Here is a 12,269-nt window from a genome sequence, read left to right as displayed (position 1 = left end):
CTTTCATCCGGCGCATATTGGGCAATAAAGACATCCATGGCTTCTGCATCAAAAAGTCGCTGCAAGAGCTGATAAACATTGGGTAAATGGTAGGTGTATTTATGTGTTTTCCCATAACGATACAAGCAGGCAATAAACAGCTCAATCAGCTCTTTTGCTCCATTATTCCAAAACCCACCATCTGAAGTCTGGCCAGTGACCGCAGAATCAACGAGCACAGAAGCCACTTCTTGAAACTGTGTATAGGTAGAGGCCCGTTTAAGCGGATTATAACGGTTGCTTTGCATGGGGTCAGAGGGGTTCAGCACATAAATTTTGTAGCCGCGCTTGGCCAGGTCTCCGGCCGTATTCGCGTAGAGTTCACCAGCAGGGTCAGTGATGACAAAAGAGCAATTGTCGAGGGTTAGAATATTGGGCATCACATAACGACGGCTCTTCCCTGCCCCTACCTGCGCAATTACAATGGCGTTTTTAAAGCTGTCTTCAGGGGAGATTCGGCGTTGCTTACCATCAATCAGAAGCCCTTTGTTTCTGGGCTTCAGAATTTGCTCTGTTTCATTCTCACTCAAAAACCGTGCGCCTTTTGGCTTTTCATGCGGAAAAAAGAGCCATGCCAGTGGCCCAGACAATAGTTTAAATAAGCGAAATGGCCCGGAGATAATGCCCGTACTTTTATCCATAATGGCGACAGCCCAAGCAGCCACTGCTCCCATCAGAATCAAGCCAATCAAAACTTCCATATTACCCGCTTGTTATGTTTTTGCCGTCCTTTTGCAGGATAACAAATTTTGTTTTTTTCTCCAGAAAAAGATTAATCCCTTTCAAAATCGCGTTGACGGTCATTTCTACTGCGTTGCTCTCGTGCTTTGCGTAACCGATTCAGGCGCTCCTGAGATTCTCTGTCTTCCCGTTGTTTGGGCTGTTCTTTGCGTAAAGCACGGTTTTGATCTGCCTTTTGGGACTCCTGTCTATGTGAAGAATGGGGTTCTTTATCTCGACGAGGTTCAGTGCGCTGGGGTTGCTCTTTCTCTCTGGCCTTTTTCAAGCGTGCAAGCCGTTCTTCAGTTTCTTTCTCCCGTGGGGGCATGCGAAACTCCTCTCTTGAGTGCATTTTGGGTTCTTTACTCTGTGCATATTTTTCCAGGGATTCATGAAACTCACCTCGAAACTCTTTGATTACAGTCTGGGCCTTGTTTGCCGTTTCACGTAATTTTTGCCATACCCCCGTTTTTTCTGACACTGCAGGTACTTTGGGGGACTCTATTGGGCGAGACGGTTCCCTGTTTTGTTCAAATAGTGGTGTGCTTTTTTTATGGGAAAGTTCTTCGTCTTTTACCGGCGTATGTACGGTCGGCGCATCTAAAACAGGCACAGGAGTTTGCGTTTCTGTGACTGTTTTGACCTGACTGGCAGGTGATGAAGATTCCTGATTGGTTTCTTGTGGGCGTACTATCGGATTATTGTGTGATTTCATTTGTTGAGCTAATCCATCCAAAACAAGCAGGCGTTCATAAGCCGGTAAAAGCCCCAAGGTTTGTAACCGATAACGCCTGCCAGTAGCCACAATAACAGGGTTTTTTCCGCGTATGACCAATTGCATATCCAGCTCATCTAAATGCTTTTTGAATGAGGTTTGAGAAGTGCTTTGTTCAAGCACCACCTGAAGTTTTTCCTTGACCTGGCTTTTAACCGATGGTTTGCCTGTGCGTTGTTCCAGCTGAAATTCCCGATCTTTCTTTTTGAATGCCGGTGGAGCGCTTCGAGAGTAAAGACTGCGTTCTCGAAGTTGTGGCCAACGCTCTTGTAAAAACATTTCCATGCGTCCTTGAATGTCCCAAAGTTGTGCCTTTGTGAGGCGAACACGACGGCTGGGGCGGTCAATGCGATTTGGGCTGAGCATAAGATGCATGTGGAGATGTTCTTTTTCAATATGCATGCAACCATATCCAAGCTGGCCAGACGCCCTTTCTTGGAGATATTCTTGAACCATGGCATAGAGGGCATGTTTCTGCTCTTCTAAATCTATTCCCTCTTGTCTCTTTAAACTGAGAATTTCGTGGTACAGCATGTTGCCATTTTTACGTTGGGGCAATTGTCCCCCCATGCTTTCAAATTCTTCAATAATTTTGCCGCTATCTTGTGTGCGGTAAACGTTGTGATAGACAGTAAAGTCAGCATGACTGCCCTGCTGCATATAGGCCACAAGTTGATCGTAACTATCACTTTTTCGTGAGAGGGATTTGATAATCATTCTTTACCGACCGTGAAGCAAAAATACACTGCTCATTTCTTCTTCAAGATTATGCAGCTTATCTTGTAATCCCTGTAACACACGATTGGCATGCGCATTTGCTTCAGGGCCGTATAAATGGCGATTCAAGTGCATATTGTGGGCAATTTGGTTGATGTTATTGCCTAAATTTCTGATCAGAAATTTTAACTCATCAGCTATTTTTTGATTTGCAGCAGGAATAAGGGGTACTGCTGTTTTGTATCTCAATGCCATATGTTTGATTGTTTCTGGAATACTTAAACCCAACTTTTCTGATTCCAGAGAGAAGAGTTGGTGTTCCTCTGGCGTCATAGTGATCGTCACCCGACGTTTCCGATCTTTGTACTCTTCTCGGTATTTCTGCATGTAGATTTGTCTGTCTTCCATCAATCACTCCATTACAAAAATCACAGATAAAATGCTCGATAAAAAATGGGGCAAATACAAACACATATACAGAAGCCTATTTTTTCGCGATTTATTCAGGGGGAGTCCAGAGGGGGTATCCCCCGCCTGGCAAGTTGCATTTGCCCGGCGCCAATTACTAACATATCAATGTTCGTGCGAAAATGCAAACTTGCTGCTCCGTCATGCCCTCTACCGGAATATTTTTTAGGCTCTCCGTCAACTAAGGGTATGACAACGGGAAGCGAAGCGAACCGTTTGTTCGAGGCCTTTAAGCCTCCATTAATCAATCATATTATTGATAATAACTATTGTATGGAGTAATTTTTTAAAAAAACTCATCTGCTTTTGCTCAAAATATTGAAGTTAACACAAACAAATTTCTTGTCAAACAAAAACCGATTTAAATCGGTTTTAAGGGCAATCTTTAAGCAAAAATGTATCGATATACCAAAAGTGATCCAGAAGAGAAAATTAAGGCTACTGGAGCCTGTATTTTGACTCTTTGGATTCCTCTTTATGTCTTTGGTTTTTGGTTTTTTAAAAAATCTTTAAATCATCACCTTTCGCGCGTACACGCGCATGATGTTGATCAAATTTAAAATATTTAAAGAATTTAAGAGCAAAAAATGGCGATCCTGAAAACCCGCTTGTGACAACCATTTCCAGGATTTTACATGACAAATAAAAACACCGACTTAGGGATATAAAAACACCGACTTAGGGACGTAAAAACACCGACTTAGGGATATAAAAACACCGACTTAGGGATGAAGCAACACCGACTTAGGGATGAGAATAGCAATAGGCTGTTCATAAGTCTAGATGGGCTTTTGGTATGTTTTTGTTGATGAATTGAGGAAAATAAGAACACCGACTTAGGGATGGGGCACGTCAAAGTGCCATCAACTGCTGTATTTACCAATTTTGCCTCATAAACTTCTCAATAAAAACACCGACTTAGGGATGAATGGTGCCCTTTTGGAATTTTCATCCACAATCTGGTGCCCCTTTGGAATCTAAGATGTCTTGAATAGTAGGTCAGAACTACCTCTTTATCTTATTCAAAAGCTACTTTACAGCTCATCCACAATCTGGTGCCCCTTTAGATTGTAAATCATTTAAAAACACAATGTGGATTGACTCATTGTGTTTTTTATGCGACCTTGTAGGGGTGAATCTTTTCTGGGGGCAAAGCAGGTGGAGGACAATCATGATTCTCTCTTTACAATTCTTAATTCCACAACAATGTCAAAGGTTGACTCTGATTACCTTCGCATGGCAGTAGGGTTTCTGGATACGAACAAATTGATGGAGGTTGGGCCATACAAGTCTTTTGTGGCTTTGGTGAGCTTAACCAAAAAGGAAATTCAGACTCAGCGAAAATTTCAAATTCCTGTGCGTACGGTAATGGAAGAAATGGGAATAACTTCCAATAATTACAATCTTTTAAAAGACAATATAAGGCTATTAATGGAAACGGTGTTGGATTTTAATGTTCACCGAAAGGATCGAAATCCAGGCTGGAGTATGGCTCAGATTTTAGGGCCATCGCAGTTAAAAGATGGCATTATCACGTTCGAATTTACCGAACCAGTCTGGGATAAACTAAAAGATCCCATTATTTATGCCTATATCACCCGTAAAGGTGTTTACTCTTTTAAGAGTAAGTATGATATTGCTTTGTATAATTGGTTTACACGCCTACTTGTGCCTGACCATGACCAGGTGATCTGTGAAGAAACCATTTCCTTTATTCTGAATGATATTTTACATATTGATAAGAAGTTGCAGAAGACCTACGGTGGTTATATGCGCCTTAATGATAAAATCCTTAAAAAATCCATTGAATCTATTAATAAACAGACAAATATAAATGTTAAATATAAAGGGTTGCGCACAGGGCGTTTTGTTACGAAAGTTTGGTTTTTCGTCTCTCGCCAAGCTCCTGAATTGAAGGCTGAAGAGCAACAGGTTCTTTCAAAATTGGTTACAGTCCAGCTAAATAAGCTTGTCAAGTTAGGGTTGTCATTGGATTCCAAAGTCAAAGAGCGTGTTTTGGCGTTGAGTAAAGAACTTGGGGAAGAGTTTTGTGTACAGCGCTTAACCGCCATTGCCAAGGAAGTTAAGTCTAGACCAAATGGTTTCAGTAATCCTGGCGGTTATATTCGTACGAAACTCTTTGAAAATATTTTGCTTCCAGAGGAAACAAACAGTGAACTTCCCCACCAAGATTTTGTAGACCGCTACCTGCAATTTTTTCAGCAAGCATTCAAATCCCTGTGGTCGGATTACCAACTGGGGCTCTTTAAGCAGTATTCCTCTGAAAAATTTGAGGAATTACAGCCGCGCATTGTAGAGTTATGCGGTGGTGATGCTTCTTTTCGGGCCTTGACCAAAGGTGCCACTTTGAATAAGGAAATATTTTTGAAATCTCGGAGTCTGCTTTCGGTGGCCAATGCCAAAGCTGAATTACTTGGGTTTGTTATGCCACCTACCAATCAGCAAGAATGGGTTGAGCAGCACAAAGACACCTTACTGGCCAAGGTTCGAGACATGCTTCAGGTTGATTCAAAATTGCGCTATGAAATGGCGGATAGCGGCTGTAAATCTCATGAGATTGAAGCGCTCGCCTTTCTCCAATTTATGAATCAAGTGACTGGGTAACTCAACCCAACGGGCCTCCGGCCCGGACTTGCTGCCGAGCGAACCCCGTTCCGTGCTTCACTCGGCAGCAAGTTTATTTGTCAGTTCTGCTAGGCGCAAATAGAGGGTTTTTCTTTTTTTTCCTTGGTACCAGCGACAGTTTTTCAGCAAAATCAACAGTGACTCCTGCTCTTTTTTCAAGCTCTCAACCTCATGCTTTACCTGGCGAAGCTGTAATAACTCCCCTTCCCTTTCTTTAGCCTCTTGGCGAACCATTTCAGGGGGGCGGCCATCGGTCAAAAGTTTCAACCCATTTTCTAGCGCCTGGATCGTTGCTTGTTGCTGCTCAATTAAAGAATTTTTCGCAGATAAAGCAATTTGGTAATTCTCACGCTCTTTTCCTTGAGCCTCCTCCAGCAGTTTGAGCAAAATATTGTTCTGCGGTTGGGTAGGTTGGTTTTGTTGTTGATCGGCAGGGCTGTTTTGTATTTCTTTTGCCTGGTTTGGTAGGGAAGTGATTACCTGGCTTCGAATGCTGGGAAGGGTATAGCCTTCTTCTTTCATTTTGGCTATTTCTCTGAAGCAAACCAGGCCATTGGTTTCAAAATATAGCGCATTGTTTTGACCTTTGACCGCATAGGCGACAGACAGTTCAGGTATTTCTTTGACGATTCTGCGTAGGAATTCATATTTCAGGCCAGTATTTTTCTGGATCTCGCGCAGGTTATAGGGATGGCTCATAATCGGTTTTGTAATCAAGTTGGGTAGCTAAAGAGGGGAACTTTACTCCTGAAAAAAGTGCTCAACCTCTGTGATAAAGATTTTTCTCTTTATTTTTGGTCTTGTCAAGCGTTAACCCAACGCTGATGCCCAACCCCCTTTATGAAGGGGGGAGGTCAGTCTGTTCATTTTTGCTGATAGAGGTCGCATATTTCTGTAAACCATCTAAAAGGTAGTACTGAATGGACTGCCTGATTGAATTTGCACCAGAAATAAAGTAATCATCACCGTATTGTTCGTTGATATCACTCAATTCCTCTTCATAAAGAAAATTCAGTGTTTGAGTTATCCATTTGTAAACTGGGGTACACCCGTCAATGGTGTCCCAAATCAGGGAATGCAGGGTGTCTGGATCTTGAAGTAGGGAAGTCAATGACATGTTTTTTTGCTGAGATTCGTATATCAGTGCATCAAAAAGACAAGAGCGGCATTTTTCAAGCAGTTCAGGAAGATCGTTTTCCTCCAGTGCAATTTGAAGAAACTTTCGTCCATACCAGAAAAAATCTATCTCTTTGCCTCGTTCTGATGCTTTTTGCAAATCTTCGCTGAGATAAGCATAAATTGTCTTGCCAGGATTTGAATTATTCATAAACTTTAAAAATGAAGAAATAGGGGAGCTGGGGGAAAATTCCACCAGCCCCTTGTTTTTTAGTACTCTGAGGGAAGCAATACGATTTCATCTGTGTAATACAGGCGAATTGAACTCAGTGGAAAGTCTGTCCACTCAATGAACTGTTTTTTCAGTATCTGTTCGTTATCAGCCATACAGGTGACAACTGCAGATTGATTTTCAGGGTTCACTTGGACTGTATAGAACTGAAATGCAACATCTCGGACTTGGGGCAGTGCCTGGTAAGACCAAATAAGGTCCATTAACCAGAAGCATTTAGCCTTGTCACAAAGAAATTTAACTCCATCGGTCAGATTCAGACGTGGGTACATCTGATAATACCGTTCTGTGCCGGTGAAGTAATTCAGTTGTTCTTCGAGTTTGAGTGGTTTCATAAGATTGGTTGAGAAGAAATAGGGGGTGTGTTTTTGTGGGGGTTTCCTGGTTTTCAAAGAGCGTGTCTGTAAGTGTGTTGGTTTCACGGGCATCACGGGGCACACCGACCGAAAAAAAAGCAGGGCAATCATGAAAAATAGGCGAGTAGATACCCTACTTTAGACAGCCTTTTTTTTGTGATTGGCTTGGACACCAATTCTTTTCATGATTTCTTTTTTTTCAGGTGTGCCATATTGCCCGCTGCTGAAACCAACTTCAGACACCTTTTGATATCTGGAAGCCTTAAAATCTCACCCTATTTTTTATCACCTTGACCACGAATCAAAGTACAGCATACTTTCTACCGTACCTGATTTATGAGCAATGACCCATGCAGAACTGCATTAATTACAAATGGCCTATTGAACAAGCTGATAACCTGGCTGAATTGGAATCTCTTGTCGAGCGGATGCTTGCGCAGTATGAGCTGGAATATTTTCGCGTGCTTTACCCGGACTTGAACTGGGAAGAATTGGGCGAGTTTCTTTCTGAAGAGTTGGATGATGACGAACAGATCGATACGGTTGCCTATTGGCTAGAACTAGCTCAACGCAAATTAAATTTATTACTCATCCACTAAATTTTTAGCTGTGCAAAGGTAAAGGCGCTGGCTGAATTTTGTCCCAGTGCTCTTCAGGCATCCAATAAGTTTTTTTTGTCTCTGCTTCAATGACTAATGCCTCTTCTTTTGGATAAGAAGAGACTTGTGTCTTGTCCCGTGCTCTATATTCTGGTGTGTGGTTGAGATTTACAATGCAGTATTGTACAGCGGCCCTTTGTCTTGCCAAATCAGTTCTTTGGCCATCATATGTCAATGAACACCCTTTTAACAATTTCCCTCAAATTTTATGAAAAGCCCGAATCAGCTTCATTTGAATGGTTTAGTGACATCATACAATACTGCATTTCAAGCTGGTTTCAGAGCTTGCGCGCATATATTCAGTACTCAGTTGCAGGTAGCACCCACATCCGTTGAGCCCATTGGCCAATTATTTCAGGGCATAGAGCGCTTACCTGACTTTGAGCGTTATCTCACTGTAAGCAGATCTTGCCGACCGAGCATGTTGGCCAATGCTAGGAGTATTTTGGGTAAGTTTGCTCGTTTTTTGCAGGAGCAGGGGAGTATCACTACTTCTGAGCAAGTCACTGTCTTGGTGCAAGATTTTTTGAAAGATTTTACGCACCCAGCCTACCGTTACAGTGCCATTTATTACCTCCGATTGTTCTTTGATTTCTTGGAGTGGGAAGACAATCCCGCTCGTAGAGTACGTTTGCCGAAAATCAATGCGGCAAAAGGCCGGCACTTTCTGGCACCAGAGGAGTGCCGTTTGTTGTTGGCCAATCTTCAGGAATCTGTCCGTAAGGGAAAGCAACACCGTGAACACGCTCTTTTTTTACTGCTTTTGTACACGGGCTTGCGGGTAGGAGAGGCTTTGGCTCTGCGTTGGAATGACATTGACCCAGAAGGTCAGGTTTTTGTGCGTGACAGTAAAAACCATACATCGCGGATTGTTTATGCTCCCCGATGTGTTTTTCAAGCTTTGAGCGCGTACAAAGCTGTTTCAGCTACTTCGACCTTTATTTTTCCTGGGGTCAAGCCCAATAGCCCCATCTCCTATGGGGTGATTCGTGCTCGATTCAAGAAATTAATGCAGGAATCCGGTATTGATCGGCCGGGTTGCAATCTTCACAGTTTACGCCACACTTTTGCCCGCTCGTGCATTCAATCTGGGATGAGACGTGAAGATATTCAGCAATTCCTTGGCCATAAAGATATTCGTACCACTGAAATCTACACCCGGCTTCTGTCTGAAGATGTACGTAAACAAAGTGTTTTTTCCCATCGTGCCGTCCAGGCTTTTCTTGGCCAAAGAGATACAAAATCTAATTCCCGGCCCAAATGATGCCCATGATGAACTCAATGATTTTGTACGAGAAGAAAATGACGGTGAGCCCAACCAAAACCCTTACGAGTACTTGCTTTAACTCATTGTGGGACTCTTCTGTACCTGAAATGCTCTTAAATCCAGCCATAACAAGGAGGTACAGCCCCACACTTCCCGCCAAAGATGCAGAAACCGTAATCACCCAGCGCAAAAGCTCTGCAAAGTTGATATTCGGGCCAGGGAGGCTTTTCAGCTCGTCGCCGAGGCGGGACTGGGAGTTGGTGATGGCGTCCTGCTGTTCATTAAAAGCTTTGATTGCATCATCTTCAGCGGTGTTATCAACAGCATTTTTTTTATCAACCACCTTTTTCACCGGCTCTACTAAGGCAAAAGCAGGAAGAAGGCTCTGGAAACTAAAAAAACCAATGAGGGCGATGGTGAACAGTATATGTTGACTTTTTCGGGTTTTCATGTAGGTTTGAAAGAGAAAATAACGTATTTTCCTATGAAAAATCTCCTAAGATTACAGGAAAAAGGTGAAAAACGCAACACCCAAAACTCACTGCTGAAGCGAGTGGGTAAGAAGATTGCTGCCGTGTGCCTCGCTTTTGGTGCCCAGTATGGCGGTGTACTGGATACTCCACAGGCATTCGCGCAAACCCAGGAGCAAACCCAAACCGTTAGGGAAGAGACTGTTCTGCGTGACATCGATCAGGACATCGTTTTGGCTGATGGTGCCTATACCTTGAAATCCGGTCTCGTATTTATGAATGGGACTGCCATTCTGGCCTACCCTGTACAAGATGCTACCACAGGGAAACGGTATATCATGGCCCATGAAGACCCAGGGATTACTGGCGACTATGTGATAGAGCAAATTCAAAAACTGGCGTCATTGATGGGGGAGAAAGGAGTGAAAGATATTTATCCAGACTCCCGTCAGTTCATGGAATTTACCCAGGAACAACTGGATGGGATCCAAATGACTGACGATGAGAAACGGCGTCTTTTTTTCTCCCGTGCCTTTTTCTGGTCATATATGGGGCATTGGGAGTCTACGGGTGAGGAAAAGGAAAATGTAAAGGCTACTTCCGTAGATATAAAAGAGGCTTCTGAGGGGTTCCAGGCTGCGGTTGATTCCTTTCAAAAACTGGATGATCAAAGCCCCTGGTTTCAGGAGCGGTTGAAAGACATCGAAGTTTTGCGTGCTGTACTGTACTCTTCCAGCTTTTCCGGGGCATCAGGGAACCGGAACTTTCGTAAACGTACGATTGATCAACGCCTTCATGACACAGGTTACGAGCACTTGGTGCTGCGAGCAACCGAAATTATGCAAGCCCGCACTGTTGCTTTTTTGGAGGGCGAGATGCCCAAATCTGAATTTTTGGTCGCCTTTAAAATTTTCTGTGAGTTGGCAAATAATCATGGGCGTTTCATGCAGGGGTTTCGGGAACGGGGGTGGATGGATCGTGAGTTGCTTGATATGGCTATGTTAACGATGTCTCGCATTTTACCTGTGTATCAAGCGGCGCTTTCTGCTTTTGGACAGTCTGGTCAGGTGCAGAATCGCCAAGAAGCCAGAGAAAAGGTTCTTCAGGCACCGACACTCCTTGCGTATCAGGAGCTGTTGGCTACGTTTGCATACGCCTATCCAGAGATCACACCTGAGCAAATGGACACTTGGGCAACGCAAAACAAAGAGATTGCCAGCATCCTGATAGACAAATACGGGGCTGAAACACTGTTTGTGCCTGAAACGCTTGTCTCTTCTCTTGATGAGCGTTTTGCTGCTTTTCAGACATCACTTCCTCGCTATACCCGTCTGGCCAATGCTGCTCAAACAGGGGTTCGTTTGACGTCGCTGTTTGCGAAAGTGCGTGATTCACAAGCAGGGAAGTGGTTAGATTCAGATAAATCTGACCTTCAGGAAATTTATCAAAATGTGATCAACTCGCCAACGAACCATGCTGAGAAGCAGTTCTTGGCAGTTTTACAGGATGGAATTCGTGTTTCTGAGCCCACTGTTGATATAAAACGATTTGAAGAAACAGGATTAACTCAAAATTACAAGCTAAGCCCGATTATTCGCGAGATTAATGGTCAAAGCATTGTCACTACAGAGCACCCCGTTGATACTGTCAAAGCTAGTTTTTCTGTAGAGAATACTTTACCTATACCTCTGAATGTGACTTTTGAGATCACACTGAACAGTGCGGCTGATAATCCTCGTGATGTTCGCTCGGTGCGCTTACCTGCAAACCAGATTGCGGATATTACCTATATGGGGCATGTGCCGCTGGAGAGTTCCAGAGCTGGTGGTAGCCGTACAACACCCATAGCCCGCTTAGAGTTGGCTATGAATGGATTTCAGGAGGTGGCTTCGAGCACCTGGGGGGAGCAGAAAATAGCCAGCGCTAAGTAGGCGCTGGTTATGGATTCTGACAAGAGCCGATGTGGCGAGCCCAAATTTGAGTAAGTGAGCCTGGCCATTAACGGAATGGCACAACCTTTTGGGGGAAGGTGGCGTCAGACCCATGCAAATAAGCGCGATGGAGATCATCGTAGTAGATCTCAGTAGGCGGTAATTGCGCTGGTTTACCCCCGATCGGCGATTCGTTGATAGATTTGCTGGTCAAGGCATCAAAGCATTCATTCCAGGGCTCTCCTTCACGCAGGCTGAGCTCGAACCGAAAAAAGCGTGTTTGGGGCGACAGTTGCATTTCTTCGAATAAAAAGACGAGAGAATCTGTCAGCCAGTGATTTTCGTCGAACCAAGCCTGAAACGCTGGCGTGGCCATGGCGTACACGATCAGCTTCTCAGTGGGGTGATACAGGGGGCGATACTCCAGGGACGGGCTGTGTACAGTGATGCCAAGCATCTGTAGCTCGTCCATGTCAGGACGGGCCAACTCCGGCAACTCTCTGCTTTGCCACAGATGTCGATGGGCCTCGGATAAGAGGGCACAAGGCAGGTTGGTTGTGACAACCTCCTGCCACAGATGGAATTTGCGGTAGAGAATATTGAAGATATAAGCCAGTTCGCCCTGGCCTGAGGCCTGAATTTCCTTGCGAATCAATTCTTGCTGTGCTGGCACAAGGATGTCGATGTCCTTGAGTTCCTGGTAGAGCATAGGAATGAGATGACTCAAGTCATCAGCTAAATAGGGTTCTTCGTGCTGTTTCAAGTATTGGTGAAGCGCTTCTGGAGTATCAATCTCGGCTGGAATTTCGATTC

Annotated in this window: 11 protein-coding genes and 1 pseudogene (1 of these 12 running past the window's edge); 4 read left to right on the top strand and 8 right to left on the bottom strand. The window is 44.0% G+C overall.

All coding sequences use genetic code 11. From position 1 onward, the window contains the following. From COW20_05850 to COW20_05840, 3 genes and pseudogenes are all read right to left on the bottom strand, one after another. A pseudogene (locus COW20_05850) lies at nucleotides 1-740 on the bottom strand (hypothetical protein); it reaches 826 nt to the left of the window's first position. A gap of 71 nt (nucleotides 741-811) precedes the next feature. Beyond that, nucleotides 812-2,251, bottom strand: coding sequence for a hypothetical protein (locus COW20_05845; GenBank protein ID PIW49459.1), 1,440 nt, complete (start codon nucleotides 2,249-2,251; stop codon nucleotides 812-814). Between the two features lie 3 nt (nucleotides 2,252-2,254). Beyond that, nucleotides 2,255-2,659 carry a hypothetical protein gene (locus COW20_05840; protein ID PIW49458.1) on the bottom strand — a complete coding sequence of 135 codons (405 nt, stop codon included), beginning with the start codon at nucleotides 2,657-2,659 and terminating at the stop codon, nucleotides 2,255-2,257. Nucleotides 2,660-3,826: 1,167 nt separating this feature from the next. Between COW20_05840 and COW20_05835 the strand changes: the two genes are divergently transcribed. Further along, nucleotides 3,827-5,344 carry a hypothetical protein gene (locus tag COW20_05835; protein PIW49457.1) on the top strand — a complete coding sequence of 506 codons (1,518 nt, stop codon included), beginning with the start codon at nucleotides 3,827-3,829 and terminating at the stop codon, nucleotides 5,342-5,344. A gap of 57 nt (nucleotides 5,345-5,401) precedes the next feature. Here COW20_05835 and COW20_05830 read toward each other — a convergent pair whose 3' ends face one another. From COW20_05830 to COW20_05820, 3 genes are all read right to left on the bottom strand, one after another. Then, entirely contained in the window at nucleotides 5,402-6,082 is a 681-nt protein-coding gene (locus COW20_05830) for a hypothetical protein (protein ID PIW49456.1), read from the bottom strand. Nucleotides 6,083-6,203: 121 nt separating this feature from the next. Continuing rightward, entirely contained in the window at nucleotides 6,204-6,737 is a 534-nt protein-coding gene (locus COW20_05825; GenBank protein PIW49455.1) for a hypothetical protein, read from the bottom strand. Nucleotides 6,738-6,751: 14 nt separating this feature from the next. Continuing rightward, the gene (locus COW20_05820) at nucleotides 6,752-7,240 is read right to left on the bottom strand and encodes a hypothetical protein (GenBank protein ID PIW49454.1); all 489 of its coding nucleotides are present in this window, start codon (nucleotides 7,238-7,240) and stop codon (nucleotides 6,752-6,754) included. 239 nt (nucleotides 7,241-7,479) lie between these two features. Between COW20_05820 and COW20_05815 the strand changes: the two genes are divergently transcribed. Beyond that, nucleotides 7,480-7,728, top strand: coding sequence for a hypothetical protein (locus COW20_05815; protein PIW49453.1), 249 nt, complete (start codon nucleotides 7,480-7,482; stop codon nucleotides 7,726-7,728). A 268-nt stretch (nucleotides 7,729-7,996) separates the two neighbouring features. After that, the gene (locus COW20_05810; protein PIW49452.1) at nucleotides 7,997-9,052 is read left to right on the top strand and encodes a hypothetical protein; all 1,056 of its coding nucleotides are present in this window, start codon (nucleotides 7,997-7,999) and stop codon (nucleotides 9,050-9,052) included. Here COW20_05810 and COW20_05805 read toward each other — a convergent pair. Beyond that, on the bottom strand, nucleotides 9,033-9,506 hold the full coding sequence (locus tag COW20_05805) for a hypothetical protein (GenBank protein ID PIW49451.1): 474 nt from the start codon (nucleotides 9,504-9,506) through the stop codon (nucleotides 9,033-9,035). The two genes, COW20_05810 and COW20_05805, sit on opposite strands and share 20 nt — an antisense overlap. 33 nt (nucleotides 9,507-9,539) lie before the next feature. Between COW20_05805 and COW20_05800 the strand changes: the two genes are divergently transcribed. After that, complete coding sequence (locus COW20_05800; GenBank protein PIW49450.1) at nucleotides 9,540-11,456, top strand: hypothetical protein; 1,917 nt, start codon at nucleotides 9,540-9,542, stop codon at nucleotides 11,454-11,456. 67 nt (nucleotides 11,457-11,523) lie between these two features. On the opposite strand, the gene COW20_05795 is transcribed toward COW20_05800, so the two are convergent. Further along, a partial coding sequence (locus COW20_05795) for a hypothetical protein (protein PIW49449.1) occupies nucleotides 11,524-12,269 on the bottom strand: 746 nt, incomplete at its 5' end.

The organism is bacterium (Candidatus Blackallbacteria) CG13_big_fil_rev_8_21_14_2_50_49_14 (assembly GCA_002783405.1).
In the GTDB taxonomy this organism is placed as follows: Bacteria; Cyanobacteriota; Sericytochromatia; order UBA7694; family UBA7694.
Note: the sequence above shows the minus strand (reverse complement) of the source record. Positions and strands in the feature narration are given on the sequence as shown.